This is a genomic window from Actinoalloteichus hoggarensis (assembly GCF_002234535.1).
GTDB lineage: Bacteria > Actinomycetota > Actinomycetes > Mycobacteriales > Pseudonocardiaceae > Actinoalloteichus_A > Actinoalloteichus_A hoggarensis.
In genome coordinates this window covers 222,794-241,396 of the sequence record NZ_CP022521.1, presented here as the reverse complement: position 1 = coordinate 241,396, position 18,603 = coordinate 222,794, and the positions used below count along the sequence as shown (strand labels likewise).

At 70.1% G+C, this 18,603-nt stretch carries 18 protein-coding genes; 5 read left to right on the top strand and 13 right to left on the bottom strand.

Annotated features, from left to right (window positions below; translation table 11 throughout):
• Positions 1-45 precede the first annotated feature (45 nt).
• From AHOG_RS01085 to AHOG_RS01070, 4 genes are all read right to left on the bottom strand, one after another.
• Complete coding sequence (locus AHOG_RS01085; RefSeq protein WP_157736566.1) at positions 46-1,227, bottom strand: carbohydrate-binding protein; 1,182 nt, start codon at positions 1,225-1,227, stop codon at positions 46-48.
• Positions 1,228-1,615: 388 nt separating this feature from the next.
• Entirely contained in the window at positions 1,616-2,107 is a 492-nt protein-coding gene (locus AHOG_RS01080; protein WP_093939699.1) for a Dps family protein, read from the bottom strand.
• Positions 2,108-2,185: 78 nt separating this feature from the next.
• Positions 2,186-2,611, bottom strand: a complete 426-nt coding sequence (locus tag AHOG_RS01075) for an organic hydroperoxide resistance protein (RefSeq protein WP_093939698.1) — start codon at positions 2,609-2,611, stop codon at positions 2,186-2,188.
• A 529-nt stretch (positions 2,612-3,140) separates the two neighbouring features.
• Positions 3,141-3,701 (bottom strand): NADPH-dependent FMN reductase, encoded by a 561-nt coding sequence (locus AHOG_RS01070; protein ID WP_093944037.1) that lies wholly within the window; start codon positions 3,699-3,701, stop codon positions 3,141-3,143.
• Between the two features lie 236 nt (positions 3,702-3,937).
• Between AHOG_RS01070 and AHOG_RS01065 the strand changes: the two genes are divergently transcribed.
• The gene (locus tag AHOG_RS01065; RefSeq protein WP_093939697.1) at positions 3,938-4,141 is read left to right on the top strand and encodes a hypothetical protein; all 204 of its coding nucleotides are present in this window, start codon (positions 3,938-3,940) and stop codon (positions 4,139-4,141) included.
• Positions 4,142-4,592: 451 nt separating this feature from the next.
• Here the strand turns inward: AHOG_RS01065 and AHOG_RS01060 are convergent, their stop codons facing one another.
• From AHOG_RS01060 to AHOG_RS01045, 4 genes are all read right to left on the bottom strand, one after another.
• The gene (locus tag AHOG_RS01060; protein ID WP_093939696.1) at positions 4,593-6,044 is read right to left on the bottom strand and encodes a catalase; all 1,452 of its coding nucleotides are present in this window, start codon (positions 6,042-6,044) and stop codon (positions 4,593-4,595) included.
• 43 nt (positions 6,045-6,087) lie between these two features.
• Positions 6,088-6,540: a Fur family transcriptional regulator gene (locus tag AHOG_RS01055; protein ID WP_093939695.1), complete on the bottom strand. Its 453-nt coding sequence runs from the start codon at positions 6,538-6,540 to the stop codon at positions 6,088-6,090.
• 227 nt (positions 6,541-6,767) lie between these two features.
• Positions 6,768-7,853 carry an aspartate-semialdehyde dehydrogenase gene (locus tag AHOG_RS01050; protein ID WP_281258064.1) on the bottom strand — a complete coding sequence of 362 codons (1,086 nt, stop codon included), beginning with the start codon at positions 7,851-7,853 and terminating at the stop codon, positions 6,768-6,770.
• A gap of 20 nt (positions 7,854-7,873) precedes the next feature.
• Positions 7,874-9,139 carry an aspartate kinase gene (locus AHOG_RS01045; RefSeq protein WP_093939694.1) on the bottom strand — a complete coding sequence of 422 codons (1,266 nt, stop codon included), beginning with the start codon at positions 9,137-9,139 and terminating at the stop codon, positions 7,874-7,876.
• Positions 9,140-9,325: 186 nt separating this feature from the next.
• Between AHOG_RS01045 and AHOG_RS01040 the strand changes: the two genes are divergently transcribed.
• Together AHOG_RS01040 and AHOG_RS01035 are read left to right on the top strand one after the other, a co-directional pair.
• Positions 9,326-10,567, top strand: coding sequence for a glycosyltransferase family 39 protein (locus tag AHOG_RS01040; RefSeq protein ID WP_245856500.1), 1,242 nt, complete (start codon positions 9,326-9,328; stop codon positions 10,565-10,567).
• Between the two features lie 203 nt (positions 10,568-10,770).
• Positions 10,771-11,391: a nitroreductase family protein gene (locus AHOG_RS01035; RefSeq protein WP_093939693.1), complete on the top strand. Its 621-nt coding sequence runs from the start codon at positions 10,771-10,773 to the stop codon at positions 11,389-11,391.
• A 79-nt stretch (positions 11,392-11,470) separates the two neighbouring features.
• Here AHOG_RS01035 and AHOG_RS01030 read toward each other — a convergent pair whose 3' ends face one another.
• Positions 11,471-11,755 carry a hypothetical protein gene (locus AHOG_RS01030; RefSeq protein WP_157736565.1) on the bottom strand — a complete coding sequence of 95 codons (285 nt, stop codon included), beginning with the start codon at positions 11,753-11,755 and terminating at the stop codon, positions 11,471-11,473.
• 291 nt (positions 11,756-12,046) lie between these two features.
• Between AHOG_RS01030 and leuA the strand changes: the two genes are divergently transcribed.
• Positions 12,047-13,849, top strand: coding sequence for a 2-isopropylmalate synthase (gene leuA / locus AHOG_RS01025; RefSeq protein ID WP_093939691.1), 1,803 nt, complete (start codon positions 12,047-12,049; stop codon positions 13,847-13,849).
• A 248-nt stretch (positions 13,850-14,097) separates the two neighbouring features.
• The gene (locus AHOG_RS01020; RefSeq protein ID WP_093939690.1) at positions 14,098-14,331 is read left to right on the top strand and encodes a hypothetical protein; all 234 of its coding nucleotides are present in this window, start codon (positions 14,098-14,100) and stop codon (positions 14,329-14,331) included.
• A gap of 141 nt (positions 14,332-14,472) precedes the next feature.
• Here the strand turns inward: AHOG_RS01020 and AHOG_RS01015 are convergent, their stop codons facing one another.
• The 4 genes from AHOG_RS01015 to AHOG_RS01000 are packed head-to-tail and all read right to left on the bottom strand — an operon-like array spanning position 14,473 to position 18,564.
• Positions 14,473-15,624 carry an ABC transporter ATP-binding protein gene (locus AHOG_RS01015; protein ID WP_093939689.1) on the bottom strand — a complete coding sequence of 384 codons (1,152 nt, stop codon included), beginning with the start codon at positions 15,622-15,624 and terminating at the stop codon, positions 14,473-14,475.
• Positions 15,621-16,616 carry an ABC transporter ATP-binding protein gene (locus tag AHOG_RS01010; protein WP_093939688.1) on the bottom strand — a complete coding sequence of 332 codons (996 nt, stop codon included), beginning with the start codon at positions 16,614-16,616 and terminating at the stop codon, positions 15,621-15,623. Before AHOG_RS01010 ends, AHOG_RS01015 begins: the two co-directional genes overlap by 4 nt.
• Positions 16,617-16,618: 2 nt before the next feature.
• Positions 16,619-17,554 (bottom strand): ABC transporter permease, encoded by a 936-nt coding sequence (locus AHOG_RS01005; protein ID WP_093939687.1) that lies wholly within the window; start codon positions 17,552-17,554, stop codon positions 16,619-16,621.
• Positions 17,554-18,564, bottom strand: a complete 1,011-nt coding sequence (locus tag AHOG_RS01000; RefSeq protein ID WP_093939686.1) for an ABC transporter permease — start codon at positions 18,562-18,564, stop codon at positions 17,554-17,556. The genes AHOG_RS01005 and AHOG_RS01000 overlap by 1 nt, the downstream gene beginning before the upstream one ends.
• Positions 18,565-18,603 lie beyond the last annotated feature (39 nt).

The window sequence follows — 18,603 nt, the reverse complement described above, 5'->3', positions numbered from 1 at the left end:
CGAACGGGCGGTGGCGAGGCGGCCATGCCGGTGCCGCGGTCGACGTCAGTCCAGGTATTCGGCGAGGATGCCGGTGAACTCCCAGGGCCGCTGCCCGATGCCGCTGCATGCCGAGACGTCGCCCCCGGTGCACGGTCGGTCCCGGTTGACCGACCAGAAGGTGAGCCGGGCGAGCCCGTGCTGCTGTGCATACCCGAGCATCTCGCGGAAGTGCTGCTGGGTCACGGTCTCGCCCTGGTCGGTCATGCCGTTCATCGAGGAGATGCCGATGCGCTGATAGGCCTCGGTCTCGGAGTAGCCGTAGGCGGCGCGCACGGCGTCCTGCAGGCCTTCGGCGGCGCGGATGGAGTCCTGTCCCATCTCGCTGCTGCCGTTGAAGTTGAAGGGCATGATCGTCCAGCCGTCCACGTCCAGGCCTGCCGCGGCGCCCTTCTGGATCAGCCGGCGCCCGTTGGAGTCCGGGCCGGAGACGGCGGTGCCCATGGTGATGTAGATGAGCAGATCCGGGTTGTCTCTGGCGATGATCGACAGCGCGTCGATGTTGCGCTGCTGCGTGACCTCGCCGTAGAACTCGGTGTTCTCGATGTCGAGGTCGATCGCCTTGAGGTCGAACGCGTCGATGACCTGTTGGTAGGCGGCGGCCAGCGAGGCGGCGTCCTGACAGGACTCGCCGAGCTTGTTGCCGTTCCAGCCGCCGATGGACGGGATGACGTCGCCGCCCGCCGCGCGGATCTCGTCGATGCGCTGTTCGTCGATCCCGCCGGTGAGCGGTCGCTGGCCGTCCCAGGACGGGGTGCAGCCGCCCGAGGACAGGATGAAGGCCATCGTGAACCACTCGACGCCCGTCGCGTTCATGACCTCGACGGCGCTCGGCGGGTTGCCCCAGCCGTAGTAGAGGTAGGGCGCCACCGCGATGGCACCCGGGTCGGCGGGCTCACCCGGCTCCTCCGGCCCGCCGCAGGCGCCGAGGTGTTCCCAGACGCCCCACTCGCCGGTGGTTCCGGGCGTCTCGCCCTGTGTCCACCACTTGGCGCGCCACTCGGCGCCGCCGTGCGAGACCCGATCGCCTGCCACGTAGGCGATTCCCGCGTTCCAGGCGGGCGCCGCGCAGGCCTGTGTCGCACCGGGTGCGGGGGCTTGATCCGCCACCGCTGGACCGCCTCCGATCAGGGGTAGGAACAGGATTCCCACCGCGGTGGCGATGAGACTTCGGACCCGAGTTCGCATGTCGTCTCCTTGACAGGGCAGACCGGACGCGGCGGTGATCCGCATCACGAAAATGGACTAGACCAGTCGCGCCTGTCAAGGATTGCTCGATCAAGGACCGTCCGAAGCGCTCGGCGTCGTACCCGACGGAAGCAGCCGCCCTCCGATCGGACGGCGTTCGACGGCGCCGAGGCAGGCCAGGCCGGGCGGGCACGGCGGTGCGGGGGCGTCCGCCGCTACGCGAGGGCGACGGGGTGCGGGCGCGGACACCGCAGGCCTCCCGACGGGGCGCCGGGGACCCGGGTGTCACCTCGACCGGCCGCGGCGCGGCCGTCCCGAGACCGCACACGCCTCGGGCCGGACGCGTTCGCGTCCGGCCCGAGCTGCTCGCCGTTCTCCCGGCTGTCGTCTACTTCTGCTGCTGCGTCTGCCACATCCACCGCGCCTTCTCCAGCTTCGCGGTGATCTGGATGAGCAGGTCCTGCGTGACCTGGTCGGTCTTCTCCGTCTCGTCGATGCGTGCCCGCAGCCGGTGCACGACCTCGCTGAGCGCCTCGACGACGTCGTTGACCACCTGCTCCACCGAACGCCAGCCCGCATGCACGTGGCGGAGTCCGCTGCCCTGCGCCACGGTGGCCGCCCGGCCGTCGGGCGACACGGCGAGCGCCGACATCCGTTCCGCGACGTCATCGGCGAAGTCACGTGCCGTGGAGACGAGCTTGTCGAGCTGGAGGTGCGCGGACCGGAAGTTCACCCCGACGACGTTCCAGTGCAGCTGTTTGCCCAGCAGGTGCAGATCGATGAGTTCGAGCAGCGTGGCCTGGAGGGCGTGACAGGTCACGTCACGCTCACCGTCACCGAGTGGGCTGGTCAACGGGCTGCTGATCGAGTTCTTGCTCATGGGTCCTCACACCTTCTCGTGACGGATTCAGTGGAGTGCACGATGCCCACGATGGAACGGAGGTCGGTCGCCTGCGGTCTAGACGACGACGGACACCGTGATGTCGATGTTGCCCCGCGTGGCCTTCGAGTAGGGGCAGACTGTGTGCGCGGCCTCGACGACCTCGTCGGCCTGGGCCTGACTCAACTCGGGCAGTCTCGCCTCCAACGAGACGGACAGCTGGAAGCCGCCATCGGCCTCGTCCTTGCCGATGCCCACCCGCGCCGTCACCTCGCTGCGCTCCAACGGCGTTCCCGACCTGGCCGCCGCGGCACGCAGCGCACTGTGAAAGCAGGCGGAGTAACCCGCGGCGAAGAGCTGTTCCGGGTTGGTGTACGCACCGCCGGGACCACCCAGTTCTGTCGGGCTGGACAGCCGTTCGTCGATCACGCCGTCCGAGGAGCGCACCTCGCCGTCTCGGCCCTGCCCGGTGGACACGGCTTCTGCGATGTACAGCGGGCTCATGGTGAAGGCCTCCAGACGCTGGACGAGAATCCTTTCCGCACCGGCCGACCGCGCGGCCTCCTGCGCTCAAGGGTGGGAGTACCCGTCCGGCCGGGCGGTTATGCGTTCCGTCTGACGCCGACGACGTCGGCGCCCGGGGATCGACGTAGGCGGGGTCCCTTCGACGAGACGGCTCCGACTGGTCCTGACCAGGCTCGACGGCGGGATGAACCCGGACTCCCCAAGCACCGGGTGCCGCCTTCCGACCGGCGACGGCGCCAAGGCGAACGCGTGCTCGGGCGTCGCCACCCGCAGCACCAGCCCGGTGGGACGGCGGCTGCGGCAGGGGCGGACGGCGACGGCAGGACAGCGGTGGCGGCAGGACGCGCGGTCGCGGAAACGTCGATCCGCTCACCGGCACCGGCAAGCCGCGAGCCCACGCCTGCCGTCGGGCCGTTGTCCGCTCACGACCGCGCCGTGCCGACCGTCACCGGCCGAGGCGCGGTCGGTGCGCCTGCCGGCAGGCAGGCGCGGCATGGGCCGCCTGCGATCAGCCGTGCCTGCGGCGGGCGAAGTCGACGACCTGCTCGCCGATGGCGTGCAGGGTGCCCGCCGTCTTGGCGTCCGTGCAGGCCCCGTGCTCGTCGAACCGCACCTCGCCCGCGTGCAGCGCGGCACCGAGCGGCGTCGGCCAGCCACGCAGCGCGTGCACGATGGACCGCAGCGCGGTGAGGGTGCTGACGGCCGCCTGCCAGCCCTGCGCGGTGCCGACGCAGCCGACGGCTCGACCGTCGAGATACGGCCGCGCGTCGCCGCGCAGGTCCTCCACGTAGTCGAGCGCGTTCTTCACCAGGCCCGACACCGTGCCGTGGTATCCCGGCGACACGAGGATCACGCCGTCGGCGTTGCGCAGGACGTCGACCAGGCGGCGCGCGCCGTCCGTGCGCTCGGCCACCGACGGGTCGTAGAACGGCAGCACCAGGTCTGTTCCGGCGAGGGTCGTCGTCTCCGCGCCTGCCTGCCGAGCACCCGCGAGGACCGCGCTCAGGGTGCGCTCCGATTGCGAGTCCGACCGGATCGATCCGCCGATGCCCACCACCCGGATGCTCACGCGCACCGCACCCGTTCGGCGTCGGGTCGGGCGGGGCTCGATGTATCGCCCATGGCGATCGACACGGTTCGGCTCACGCCCACAGACTAAAACCTCAAGTTTGCTGTAGGTCAAGGCATCGGGGCGGATCTCCCCCGGTGGCGACGCCGTTCCCGCTCGTCCCAGGGTCATGGCCGCAAGGGGGCACGGCGGTCGGAGGATTGGGGCGCGAGGCCGGCCCGGCCTACTGTGCAGGAGTGAGCGAGGAGCAATTCGAGTCGACCCTGCCAGGACCGCGGCCCAAGCTCTCCACCGTCTGCCCGAGCTGCGAGGGGAGCGGTCAGATCGTGGAGCCCGCGTTGGCGCTGCTCGGTGACGTGGGACGCACCGTCCACCACCTGCGGCCCTGCCCCTGGTGCAGGGAGTCCGGCTACCTGCCGGGCCTGCGACCGCTGGCCTGAGGCCGCCTCCCCGCCGCCCCGGCGCGTGAAGCAGCGAGACGCGGCCGACGACCTCTCGCGGTGCTCCCGACGGCGCGGCGGCCCCGCCCGGTGCCTCGAGCCGGCCGGGCCGAGTGACCGACAGCGCCGGACACGACGAGTGGTCAGCTGGTATGGGACATCTCACTCGGCCACGGACACCGACATCGTTCGCCGTCGAGAAGGCGGAAGCCCGAGCGGAAGTCGAAGTCGCCGACCATCGGCCGGCCGCGTCCCTCCGTGAGATCCGCGCCGTCCCGCGAGCGCGCGGCCTGCGGCGCGCCGGCGTGCGGCCGCCCGACGGCGACGTGATGGAGGCGGGACGGAGCGGCCCGGCGAGAGGGGGAGCTCGCCGGGCCGCCGGACGGCCATCGCCGTCCCCAGGTCCCTCGATCCTGCGGCTGGGGGTCCCACAGGATCGAGGGGAGTCGCGTCAGCTGCCGTCGAAGGCAGCGGCGATCTTGTCGCCCAGGCCCTTGTCGACGTTCCGCCAGTACTGCAGCGCCCGCTCCAGGACCGGCTTCGAGACGCCGTTGCTCAGGTGGCCCTGGACGTTGGCCACCAGCCGAGCACGCTGGTCGTCGTTCAGCACGGAGCGGACCATCGTGCCGGCCTGCCCGAAGTCGTCGTCCTCGGCGTGCAGCCGGTAGGCCGACCGGACGATCTCGTCCGTCACGCCGAACGCCGCGCTGGTCTCGCCCGCCTTCCGTGCGTCCGCGTGCGGCCCGCCGTAGGAGTTCGGCGCGTACACGGGGTCACCCGGGTTGGAGTAGCGCATCGCGCCGTCCTTGGAGTACGAGTTGACCGGCGACTTGGGCTGGTTCACCGGCAGCTGGGCGTAGTTCGCCCCGATGCGGTAGCGGTGCGCGTCCGGGTAGGAGAACATCCGCCCCAGCAGCATCTTGTCCGGCGACGGCCCGATGCCCGGCACCAGGTTCGTCGGCTCGAACGCGCTCTGCTCGATCTGCGCGAAGTAGTTCTCCGGGTTGCGGTCCAGCACGAGCCTGCCGACCTTGATCAGCGGGTAGTCGCCGTGCGGCCACACCTTCGTCAGGTCGAAGGGGTTGAACCGGTAGTCGGCGGCGTCCTCGTACGGCATGACCTGGACGTACAGCGTCCAGCTCGGGTGGTCGCCCGCGACGATGGCGTCCCAGAGGTCGGCGATGTGGTGATCGGCGTTCTCACCCGCGAGGGTCGCCGCCTCGCCGGAGGTGAGGAAGTCGATGCCCTGGTCGGTCTTGAAGTGGTACTTGACCCAGAACTTCTCACCGCCCGCGTTCTCCCACAGGTAGGTGTGGGAGCCGTAGCCGTTCTGGTGCCGCCAGGTCTTCGGGATTCCCCGGTCACCCATCAGCCAGGTCACCTGGTGCGCCGTCTCCGGCTGCAGCGTCCAGAAGTCCCACTGCTGGTCGTGGTCCCGACGCCCGTTGTCGGCCCGACGCTTCTGGGAGCGGATGAAGTCGGGGAACTTGATGGGGTCCCGCAGGAAGAAGACCGGCGTGTTGTTGCCGACGAGGTCGTAGTTGCCCTCGCTGGTGTAGAACTTGATCGCGAAACCGCGCGGGTCCCGCCAGGTGTCCGGGGAGCCCAGCTCGCCCGCGACGGTGGAGAACCGGGTCAGCGCCTCGGTCTTGACTCCGGGCTGGAAGAGCGCCGCCTTGGTGTACTGGCTGACGTCCTCGGTGACCTCGAGGAAGCCGAAGGCGCCGCCGCCCTTGGCGTGCACGACCCGCTCCGGCACGCGCTCGCGGTTGAACTGCGCGTTCTTCTCGATCAGGTAGTGATCCTGCAGCAGGATCGGGCCGTTCGGGCCTGCGGTCAGCGAGTGATCATCACTCGCCACCGGGATGCCCACGTTGTTCGTGGTGAAGCGTGCGTCGGTCACGCGCCCAACCTCCTTGTTCGCTTCAGGGTGATCTGCCCGGCCGTCACTCGGCCGAACAGGGGGCACACCGGCCCCAGAAGACGACTTCCGCCTCGTCGACGACGAATCCCGCCGTGTCGGAAGGCTCCAGGCACGGTGAGTCACCGTGTACGCAGTCGACGTCGACAGTGCGCCCGCACTGCCTGCAGACCAGATGGTGATGATTGTCGCCCGTGCGGGTCTCGAAGCGGGCCGGGTGTCCCGCGGGCTCGATCCGCCGGAGCAGACCTCGGTCGGTGCAGGCACGCAGCACGTCGTACACGGCCTGGGTGGAGACGACGCCGAGCCGAGATCGCGCGGCGGTGGCGACCTGTTCCGCCGTCGAGTGCGGGTGTCGGGCCAGCCATTCGAGCACTGCCAGCCGAGGAGCCGTCACTCGCAGACCGACGCCGCGCAGTGCGTCGCGCGGGTCGGGAGCCGCGTCGCGGCCCTGCCTGGGTGCCGTGGTGGGAGCCATACGGAGGACAGTCCACCAGCTAAACTGGAATAAGTCAAGAAATTGGTCGGTTCCGATCTGTTTCAGGCGCCAGACGGGCGTCGAGCGGCCCGGAGCCGTGCGGTCCGAAACCCCGGCGGCCCGAACCCTGCCGGCGGACGGCCCGGGCCCGGGTCCGCCCCCGAAGACGGGATCGGCCGCCGGGAGAACCCGGCGGCCGACCAGCAGAGGAGGAGACGCGGCGAAGATCAGCCCGCCACGACCTGCTCCGCGATCTCGTAGGTGTTGAGGGCGGCGCCCTTGCGCAGATTGTCGCCGCAGACGAAGAAGTCGAGCGCGTTCGGGAAGTCCAGCGCCTGCCGGATGCGCCCCACATAGGTCGGGTCGCCGCCGACGACGTCGGCGGGAGTCGGGTAGACGCCGTTCTCCGGATCGTCCAGCAGCACGACCGTCGGCTGCGCGTCGAAGACCTCGCGAGCCTGGGCCACCGTCACCGGACGCTCGAACACGGCATGCACCGCCACCGAGTGCGTGGTCACCACGGGCACCCGGACACAGGTCGCCGAGACCTTCAGATCGGGGATGCCCAGGATCTTGCGCGACTCGTTGCGGACCTTGATCTCCTCCGACGCCCAGCCGTCGTCCTTGAGCGAGCCCGCCCACGGCACGACGTTGAGCGCCAACGGCGCCGGGAACGGCGAGTCGGCCTGCACGAGGCCCGCGGCGGTCAACGCCTCCCGCACGTCACCCGCGCGGACGCCGACGTCCTTGCCCGCCACCGCGGCGAGCTCCGCGTACAGCCGGTCGACGCCTGCCTGACCCGCGCCGGAGACCGCCTGGTACGACGCCACGACCAGTTCCCGGAGCCCGAACTCCCGGTGCAGCGCGCCCATCGCGGCCATCATCGACAGCGTGGTGCAGTTGGGGTTGGCGATGATGCCCTTCGGCCGCCGCGCGACGTCGTCCACGTTGACCTCGGGCACCACCAGCGGCACCTCCGGGTCCATCCGGAAGGCACCAGAGTTGTCCACCGCCACCGCGCCGCGCGCCGCCGCCACGGGCGCCCACTCGGCCGAGATCTCGTCCGGCACGTCGAAGCACGCGACGTCGACGCCGTCGAAGACCTCCGGGGCCAGTGCCCGCACCGTCAGTTCACGCCCGCGCACCGTGATCTTCTTCCCGGCCGAGCGCGCCGAGGCGATCAGCCGGATCTCCCCCCACGGCACCGACTCGCGGCCGTCGAGAATGTCGATCATCACCGAGCCGACGGCACCGGTCGCGCCGACGATGGCCAGCGTCGGTCGTCTCGTGTCGTCGCCCGTCGTCTGTGTCACCGGAGTGTTCACTGCTCCTCTCACCGGCCCGAACCCGCGTACACGACGGCTTCCTCGTCGGTGCCGAGGTTGAAGGCCTCATGGATGGCCCCGACCGCGACGTCCAGATCGTCGTCCCTGATCAGCACCGAGATGCGGATCTCCGAGGTGTTGATGATCTCGATGTTCACGCCCGCGTTGGCCAAGGCCTCGCAGAAGGTCGCGGTGACGCCCGGATGCGAGCGCATGCCCGCCCCGACCAGCGACACCTTGCCGACCCGGTCGTCGTACCGGACCTGTTCGAAGCCGACCTCGGAACGCAGCCGCTCCAGTGCCGCGACCGCCGTCGGGCCGTTGTCCCTCGACAGGGTGAAGGTGATGTCGGTCCGCCCGGACGAGGTGCCCGAGACGTTCTGCAGCACCATGTCGATGTCGATCTCCGCGTCGGCCACGACCCGGAAGATCCGGCCTGCCACGCCCGGCGCGTCCGGCACGCCGACCACGGTGACCTTGCCCTCGGAGCGGTCGTGTGCGACGCCGGTGATCATCGCCTGTTCCACGGTCAGATCCTCCACTGAGCCGGACACCAGGGTGCCGGGCTTGTTGCTGTACGACGAACGGACGTGCACCGGTACCCCGTAGCGGCGGGCGTACTCGACGCAGCGAAGCATCAACACCTTGGCACCGCAGGCCGCCATCTCCAGCATCTCCTCGTAGGTGATGGTCTGGAGGTGCTTGGCGTCGGACACGATCCGAGGATCGGCGCTGAAGACGCCGTCGACGTCGGTGTAGATCTCGCAGACGTCGGCGTTCAGCGCCGCCGCGAGCGCGACCGCGGTGGTGTCGGAGCCGCCTCGGCCGAGCGTGGTGATGTCCTTGGTGTCCTGTGCGACGCCCTGGAAGCCCGCGACGAGGACGATCGCGCCCTCCCCGAGGGCCTGCTGGACCCGGCCGGGGGTGACGTCGATGATCCTGGCCTTCTGATGCACCGGAGTGGTGATCACGCCCGCCTGGGAACCGGAGAACGACCTGGCCTCCGCGCCGAGCGCGTGAATGGCCATCGCCACGAGTGCGTTGGAGATCCGCTCACCGGCTGTGAGCAGCATGTCCATCTCGCGCTCCGGCGGGTTCGGGGACACCTGCTTGGCCAGTTCGAGCATCTCGTCGGTCGTGTCGCCCATGGCCGAGCACACGACGACCACATCGTTGCCCGCGTCGCGGGTCTCGACGATGCGCTCGGCCACCCGTTTGATCCGGTCGGCACTCTGGACAGAGGAACCGCCGTATTTCTGGACGACGAGCGCCACGTCTTCGAACCTCCTGAAGATCAGCCTTGATGCGACCCCGGACGTCGACTCGATGACAACAGCATCGAGCCCCCGCGAGGTCGCTCCGCTGCCAGGTCAGCCTACAGAGAATTCACGGATAACCCGAGTTCCCAGGGCTCCGACTAGCCTTGACCCCCCGATCAACCGACCTTGGGGAGGACCGGCTTGTCCGCCACGTCGACGGCCGAGGACGCACGTTCGGACCCCTCGCACGGCCGGGGGTCTGAGCAGGCAAGACCGTCGATCGCCGCGCGGCTCGCCGACTGGGCCGCGACGCATCCCCGAACGGCCCGGCTCGCGGTGCTCGCGGCGCCCGCTGTGGTCTACCTCGCACTTCGCCAGCTGGGCCTGATCGTCCTCGGCTGGGCGGCTGATCGACACGGAGTGTCACCGATCGACGCGCGCACCTCGTGGGACGGCCAGTGGTACCTGAGCATCGCCACCCGGGGGTACTCCGACGTCTCGCCGGACCTGTACGACGCCTTCGGTCGTCGCACCGAGGACACCTCCACGGCGTTCTTCCCCGGCTATCCGGCCCTGGTCCGGCTGTTGGACGCCGTCCCGGGCGGCGAGGCCGTCCCGGCCGCGCTGCTGGTGAGCCTGCTGAGCGGGGTGGCCTGCGCCTATGCGCTGATGCGGCTGGCCGCCTCGGTGTCCGACTCGCGCCGCGTCGGGCTGATCCTGGTGGCGCTCTTCACCTGCACCCCGCTGTCGATCGCGCTGTCGATGGCGTACTCCGAGGCGTTGTTCTGCGCGCTGGCGGCCTGGGCGCTCGTCGGCGTCGTGGAACGCCGTTGGCTGCTCGCGGGCCTGTGCTGTGCCGCGACGGGACTGGTCCGGCCGACCGCCGCCGCCCTGATCCTGGCCGTCGGGCTGGCGGCGCTGGTCGCGGTGCTGCATCGCCGGGACGGGTGGCGGCCCTGGGTCGCGGGGCTGCTCGCCCCGCTGGGGATGCTCGGCTATCTCGGCTGGGTCGCCGTGCGCACCGGCTCCCCGACCGGTTGGTTCGACGTGCAGCAGGCGGGCTGGGACTCCCGCTTCGACGGCGGCGCGGCGACGCTGCGCTTCACCACGGAGGTGCTCGCGAGCGGCCAGTCCGTGCTGGAGGTCGGCACGGTCGCCCTCCTGATCGCGGGGGTGGTCTCCACCGTGGTCGCCGTGCGGATGCGCCTGCCCTGGCCGCTGGTGGTCTACGGGGCGGGCGTGCTGGTCATGGATCTCGGCTCGAACGGACTGATGAACTCCAAGGCACGGCTGCTGCTGCCCGCGTTCACCCTGTTGATCCCCGTCGCGCTAGGCCTCGGCAGGCGCCGACCCGGCACGGCGGTGGCGGTCGTGGCGGCCGCCGCGCTGGCCGGCTCGTGGTTCGGCGCCTATGCGCTCGTGGCCTGGCCGTACGCGATCTGAGTCTCGACGACCCGCGAGCGTCCTCGAAGGCTCGGCACAGGCGGGCCTCCCGGCCGGGCCGCCGGGGGCCGTTCGCGCGGATGTTCGCGGCGGGCGCGGGTGGAGAACGGCCCGCCGGATTCCACCGGGTGAACGACGTCGTCGCCCGGGCTCGAGCATCGCTACCCTGACCGGCGACAACCCTGAGCAGGAAGGACTCCCTGGTGAGCAAGCCGACCGTCCCGAGCGGGACCTCCGATCACCGCGCGGACAGCAGCGCGGCGCTGCACCCGCTCATCGCGGACCGGTGGAGCCCGCGCAACCTCGATCCCACGGCCGAGCTGACGATGGAACAGCTGCGTCCGCTCTTCGAGGCGGCGCGCTGGGCACCCTCCTGGGGCAACAGCCAACCCGCTCGCTACCTCGTCGGCATTCGCGGCACCGAGACCTTCGATCGCATCGCCGCCACGCTGTCGCGGGGGAACAAGGCCTGGGCGCCTGCCGCCGCCGCGTTGGTGATCGGCGTCGCCGTCGTGCTCGACGAAGAGGGGCGTCCGCTGCCCTACGGCGAATACGGCCTCGGGCTGGCCACGCAGAACCTCGTGCTCCAAGCGGTCGCGGAGGGGCTGGTCGCCCACCAGATGGCGGGGTTCGACGCGGCGGCGATCGCCGAGGAGTTCGGGCTGCCCGACAGCGTCGAGCCCCGGGTGGCCATCGCCGTCGGCACGTTGGCACAGCCGGACACCGGCCCGCTGGACCTGCGGGAGCGCGACGCCAAGCCCCGTCGACGCCGAGCCCTCGACGAACTCGTCTCGGGGGAGGCCTGGGGGACCCCCGCGTTCTGAGGAGCACGAGCGGCGTTCGAGCTCGGCCGCCCAGGGGCCGCACGGCGCAGCCGCCGTCGGCCGGATCGCCCCCCCCGGCTCAGCCGAACGCGCGCGCCAGGATCCCGGCGACCACCACCCAGAAGAGCGCCGCGATGCCGTGATCCACCAGTACCTGGAGGGTCGCGTCGTCGACCTGGATCAGACCGGGCCACCACAGAGAGAGCCAGTCCGCGAGGTTGCCGATCAGCTGGACCACCTCGATGCTCGAGTCCACGTTGAGCAGGACGAGGAGGACGTTCGCGACCAGCACGGCTGCCAGGACGAAGCCGACAGCGTTGATCAATCCGGCCAGTCCACTGCTTCCACGGTTCGATGCCGCCATGAGATGAGTGTTTCTCACCATCCGATCGCCGTACACTCCCCGTCCGGCCCAGCGTCCGCGCGGAGTTTCGGCAGGCGGCGCGACCGCCTCAGCGGCGGCGAGGTCGTCGTCCGTCTCCTCTCACCATCTGGACCACGGCTTTCGCGTGGACGGCCCGGTCGGCTAGCCTCTCGTCCGTGGCTCGCGCACTCCTGCTTCGCTGCCGCGACGGGGTCTGACCAGACCGGCTCCCCGGCGCGGAGTTCGAGGCCGTCGGTCGTCGTACCCGGCATCAGTAGGAGAACACCCGTCATGACCAGCCACTCCGACATCTCCGCGCCCGACGCCTTCAGCACCGGCCGCAGCAGGCTGCGCGTCCCGTCCCGTCCGGCGCCTGCCGACCAGCCTGCCTGGAACCCGCAGCGCGGCAGCTCGATGCCCTTCCACCGCTATCAGTCCTTCGCGGAGCAGGTGGAGCAGGTCACACTGCCCGACCGCACCTGGCCGGACGTCACGCTCCGCTCGGCCCCGCAGTGGTGCGCCGTCGACCTGCGGGACGGGAATCAGGCGCTGATCGACCCGATGTCCCCGGCCCGCAAACGGCGCATGTTCGACCTGCTGGTCCGGATGGGCTACAAGGAGATCGAGGTCGGCTTCCCCGCCGCGAGCCAGACCGACTTCGACTTCGTGCGCGAGATCATCGAGGACGAGGCGATCCCCGACGACGTCACGATCCAGGTGCTCACCCAGGCCCGTCCGGAGCTCATCGAGCGGACCTTCGAGGCCGTCGAGGGCGTGCACAAGGCGATCGTGCACCTGTACAACTCGACGTCGATCCTCCAGCGCCGCGTGGTCTTCCGCAACGACCGCGAGGGCATCAAGAAGATCGCCACCGACGGCGCCGAGCTGGTGGCCGCGTTCGCCGAGAAGTACCCCGAGACGGAGTTCCGTTTCCAGTACTCCCCCGAGTCCTACACCGGCACGGAGCTGTCCTACGCCGTCGAGGTGTGCAACGCCGTGATCGAGATCTGGCAGCCGACGCCGGAGCGTCCCGCGATCATCAACCTCCCCGCGACGGTCGAGATGGCCACGCCCAACGTCTACGCCGACTCCATCGAATGGATGCACCGGAACCTGGCCCGCCGGGACTCGATCGTGCTGTCGCTGCACCCGCACAACGACCGGGGCACCGGGGTGGCCGCCGCCGAGCTGGGCTACCAGGCGGGTGCCGACCGCATCGAGGGGTGCCTGTTCGGCAACGGGGAGCGCACCGGCAACGTGTGTCTGGTCACGCTGGCGTTGAACCTGTTCAGCCAGGGCGTCGATCCGCAGATCGACCTGTCGGACATCGACGAGATCCGTCGCACCGTCGAGTACTGCAACCAGCTCGCCGTGCCGGAGCGGCATCCCTACGGGGGTGAGCTGGTCTACACCGCCTTCTCCGGCAGCCATCAGGACGCGATCAACAAGGGGCTGGACGCGCTGCGCGCCGAGGCCGAGGCGACGGGCACGGCCGTCGACGACTTCCGCTGGGCCGTGCCGTATCTGCCGATCGACCCGAAGGACGTCGGCCGCAGCTACGAGGCGGTGATCCGGGTCAATTCGCAGTCCGGCAAGGGCGGCGTCGCCTACATCATGAAGACCGAGCACCAGCTGTCGCTGCCGCGCAGGCTCCAGATCGAGTTCTCCAAGCTGGTGCAGGCGGTCACCGACTCCGAGGGCGGCGAGGTCGACCCGAAGGCCATGTGGGACGTGTTCGCCACCGAGTATCTGGAGCCGACGGCGCCGCTGCGGTTGAGCAGGCATCGGGTGAGCGGTGGGGACGAGGATCAGATCATCGCGACAGTGGTGGTCGACGGCGAGGAGCGCGAGATCACCGGCTCCGGCAACGGTCCCATCTCGGCCTTCGTCGACGCGCTGGCGACGATCGGATACGACGTCCGGGTTCTGGACTACGTGGAGCACGCCCTCACCGGCGGGGACGACGCGAAGGCCGCGTCCTATGTGGAGTGCGCGGTGAGCGACCGGCTCCTGTGGGGAGTCGGCGTGGACACCTCCACCGTCACGGCCGCGCTGCGTTCCGTGGTCTCGGCCGTCAACCGCGCGCACCGCTGAGGCGGAATCGGTCGACGCCGACGCCCGGCGACGGCGCCTTTCTCCCGCCCCGGCAGGTCGAGTCGGGGCGGGCCGGGGCACGATCCGCCCCGCTGTTCGACGTCGGCGCCCCGCGGGTCACGGCGCCGACCGAGGCGGCGGGTCGGCATCCGTCGGGCACCGGCCGAACGATCGCCGTGAAACCGGACGCCAGTACTGTGAATACAATTCAGGTTATCCCGGCCCTACTAGCGATGAATGGAGACGGCATGAACGCCGGACCGGACGAGACACTGCGCTGGTGGGTCGACTGCTCGGACGCCTCGGGGCGAGACCGGCAGCTCACCGTCCTCGTGCTGGGTGACCGCGTGGCGGTCGTGACGCCGCCCGGCGAGACCGCCGTCCTGGGCCCGGCGGACGCCGTCGGCCTGGCCCAGGCCCTCGAACGCGCCTCCGACGCCCAGAAGGTCGTCGCCGCCGAGGCGTGTCAGGTGCTCTCCTGACTATTCGGATGCTCGCCTCCCGGCGACACACCAGGCGCTGAGGCCGCCTGCGGCAGCGCGAACCCCGGACACGGCGGACGCCCGACCCGACGAATCGGGCCGGGCGTCTCTCGTCCGCGCCGGACGGCTGCGATCAGCTCGTCACGGGTGATCCAGCGCCTCGGTGACCGAGGCGGGCCCGAACGGCGAATCGGTCGAACCGGTGGCGAGATCGGGATCGACCGCCTCGGCCGTCACCTCATGCCGCCCGATCCTGCCGTCCCGGATGTCCTCCGCGAAGTGGCACGCCACCCGATGGCCGGGCGTCAGCTCCCGCAGGACGGGACGCTCGGTGTCACACCGCGTCTCCTGCCGCCACGGACACCGAGTGTGGAAACGACAGCCGCTGGGCGGAGCGGCGGGCGACGGCAGATCGCCGGAGAGCAGGATGTGCTCCCGCCGATCCTCCAACGCCGGATCGGGCACCGGGACCGCCGAGAGCAGCGCACGGGTGTACGGATGCAGCGGTTCGGTGTAGAGCGCGTCGGAGGTGGCCTCCTCGACGATTCCGCCCAGATACATCACGCCGACCCGATCCGAGATGTGCCGCACGACGGCCAGGTCGTGCGCGATCACCAGGTAGGTCAGGCCGAACTCCTGCTGCAGGTCGCCGAGCAGGTTGATCACCTGGGCCTGCACCGAGACGTCCAGCGCCGAGACGGGCTCGTCGGCCACGATCAGATCCGGGTTGACCGTCAGCGCACGGGCGATGCCGATCCGCTGCCGCTGCCCGCCGGAGAACTCGTGCGGATACTTCCGCAGCGCGCTCTCAGGCAGCCCGACGGCCTTGAGCAGGCTTCGCAGCCGACTGCTCGTCTCCTCGCGGTCCTTGTCGAGGCCGTGGGCCCGCAGGCCCTCCACGAGGATCGACTCGACCGACTGACGAGGGTCGAGCGAGGACAGCGGGTCCTGGAACACCATCTGCATCCGCTTGCGCATCCGCCGAAGCGGCTCGCCCTTGAGCGTGGACAGATCGGTGCCGTCGAAGACGACGCTCCCGGTGGTCTCGTCCACCAGCCGCAGCAGCGCCCTGCCGAGGGTGGACTTCCCGCAGCCGGACTCCCCCACCAGGCCGTAGGTCTCGCCACGGCGGATCGTCAGGTCCACGCCGTCGACCGCGTAGACATAGCCGACGGTGCGGTCCAGGATCATGCCGCGCTTGATCGGGAAGTGGACCTTCAGGTCCTCCACGGAGACCAGCACATCCGGCTGCTCGGCGGCGGTGGTGTCGGCGGTGGTGTCGGCAGGGCTCATCGGGCCGCCTCCTGCTTCTCGGTCCGCCGCTTGATCGGGTTGTGGCAGCGCAGCAGTCGATCCTCGTCGGACTCCATCGCGGGCGAGTCCTGCTCGCAGACGTCCAGCCGATTCGGGCAGCGCGGGGCGAAGGCACAGGCGGAGTGCCACGGCAGGTTGTCCGCCATCGAACCCTCGATGGGGGTCAGTCGCTCCCCCTTCAACGAGTCCAGCCGAGGGATGGAGGCGAGCAGCCCGGAGGTGTAGGGATGCCTCGGCTCGGCGAACAGCCGGTGCCTGCCCGCGCGCTCGACCATCCGGCCGCCGTAGAGGACGTTCACCTCGTCGCAGAGGCCCGCGACGACGCCCAGGTCGTGCGTGATCATGATCAGCGCGGTCCCGGTGTCGCGGACCAGTTCGGCCAGCAGCGACAGGATCTGCGCCTGGATGGTGACGTCGAGGGCGGTGGTCGGCTCGTCGGCGATCAGCAGCCGCGGCTTGCAGGCCAGCGCGATCGCGATGAGTCCGCGCTGCCGCATGCCGCCGGAGAGCTGATGCGGGAACTCGTCGAGCCTGCGCGTCGGGTCGGGGATGCCGACCCGATCGAGCAGTTCGGTCGCCTCGACCCTGGCCGCCTTGCGGCTCATGCCCCGGTGACGCTCCAGCACCTCGGTGACCTGAAGCCCGATGGGGACCACCGGGTTCAGCGAGGAGAGCGGGTCCTGGAAGACCATTCCCAGGTCGCGGCCCCGCCGCTCGTCCATCTGCCTGGAGTTGAGCCGAAGCAGATCGGTGCCCTCGAACTCGACGCTGCCGCCGACCTTCGTGCCGCGCTCCGGCAGCAGACCCATGATGGCCAGCGAGGTGACGGACTTGCCGCAACCCGACTCGCCGACCAGGCCGACCGTCTGGCCGGGCTCCACGTCGAAACTGATGCCGTCGACCGCGGTGAAGGGCTTCTCGCCCTTGCGTTGGAACGTGACGGAGAGGTCACGGACTTCGAGCAGTGCCATCCTTACCGCCGCCTCTTCGGGTCAAGCGCGTCCCGCATCGACTCACCGACGAGGGTGAAGCCGAGCGCCACCAGGATGATGCAGCTCGCTGGATAGAACGCCAGGTGTGGATGTGTGTCGATGACCGTCTGCGCACTGCCGAGCATCTGTCCCCACTCGGGGATGGCGTCGTTGGCCGCGCCGAGACCGAGGAAGGACAGCGCGGCGGCGTCGATGATGGCGACGGCCAGCACGAGCGTCGCCTGCACGATCACCGGGCCCAGCGCGTTGGGCAGCATGTGTCGGAACACGATCGCGCCCCGCTTGACGCCCAGGGCCCGCGCCGCGAGGACGTGGTCGCTGGATCGCTGCGCGAGCATCGCGCCGCGCAGCAGCCGGGCGAAGACCGGGATCTGCACGATCGCCACGGCCAGGATCACCGTGAACTGCGTCTGCCCCGCGAACAGCGCGCCGATGGACACGGCCAGCAGCAGCGACGGGACCGACAGCATCACGTCGACGATCCGCATGACCAGCGAGTCGACCCAGCCGCCGAACGCGCCGGCCAGCGTGCCGAGGGTGAGACCACCGCCGAGGCCGATCAACGTGGCGAACAACGCCACCAGCAGCGTCTGCTGCGAGCCGAGCAACAGTCGGGACAGCAGGTCCCGACCGTTCTGGTCGCCGCCCAGCGGGTGGCCGTCCTGCGCGGGCGGGATGCTGTTCGTCGCCGCCGACACCTGGTCGGCGAGCAGCCGCGAACCGGGATCGTGCGGGGCCAGCAGCGGTGCGAGCAGCGCCAGCAGCACGAAGAGCCCGATGATCGTGGCGCCGACGAGGAAGGTCGGGCTGCGACGAAGTCGCCGCCACGCCGAGGCCGCCAGGCTGGTGCCCGACTCGGCGGGACCCGCCTCGGCCAGAGAGTCGATGCGCTCCTTGCGAGCGTTTCCGATCGCCATCACCGCGTCCTGATCCGGGGATCGATCGCCGCATAGGACAGATCGACCACCAGGTTCACCAGCACGTACACCATCGCCGCTGCGATGATCACGACCTGAAGCACTGGAAAGTCCTTACGCTCGAAGCCCAGCGCCAACGCCTGCCCGAGCCCGGAGATGTTGAACACGCGCTCGGTCAGCACCGCTCCCGAGAGCAGCGCGCCGGTCTGGAGACCGATCGTCGTGACCACGGGCAGCATCGCGTTGCGCAGCACGTGGCGACGTCGGATCACCGAACTCGCCAGGCCCTTGGACCGCGCCGTGCGGACGTAGTCCTCGTCCAGCACGTCGAGCACCGCCGCCCTGGTGATCCGGAAGATCACGGCGAACGGGATGGTCGACAACGCGATCGCGGGGAGGATCAGATGCAGGAACGCATCCCATGCCGCGTCCCACTCCCTCGTCATCAGGCCGTCGAGGATGTAGAACCCGGTGATCCTGGTCGCGTCGAGTCCCGTGCTCTGCCTCCCGGAGGCGGGCAGCCAGCCCAGCTCCACGGCGAAGATCCACTTGAACAGGAATGCCAGGAAGAACACGGGCACCGCGATGCCGATCAGCGACCAGCCGACGCTCAGGTTGTCCAGCAGGCCGCCCCGCCGACGCGCGGCGAGGTACCCGACCGGGATGCCCACCGCGATCGCGATGAGGATCGCCATGAACGACAGTTCGAGCGTGGCGGGGAACCGCTGGAGGAAGACCTCTAAAGCGGGCACGCCGCGCTGAACGCCGGTCGAGGTGCCGAAGTTCCCGGTGAAGGCACGTTCCAGGAAGCTGAAGTACTGCACGAAGATCGGCTGGTCCAGGCCCAGCTCGGTTCGAAGCTGCGCTGCGGATTCGGGGGTGGATCGGTCTCCCAGGAGGGCCGAGACAGGCCCTCCCGGGAGGATCCGAAGCCAGCCGAACAGCAGCACCGAGAGCACGGCGATGACCAGCACCAGCTGAGCCAGCCGCCGAACGGTGTATCGGAGCACGCGTTCGCCTCTTGTGGTGGGGTTCGGTGTCGGAGCTGA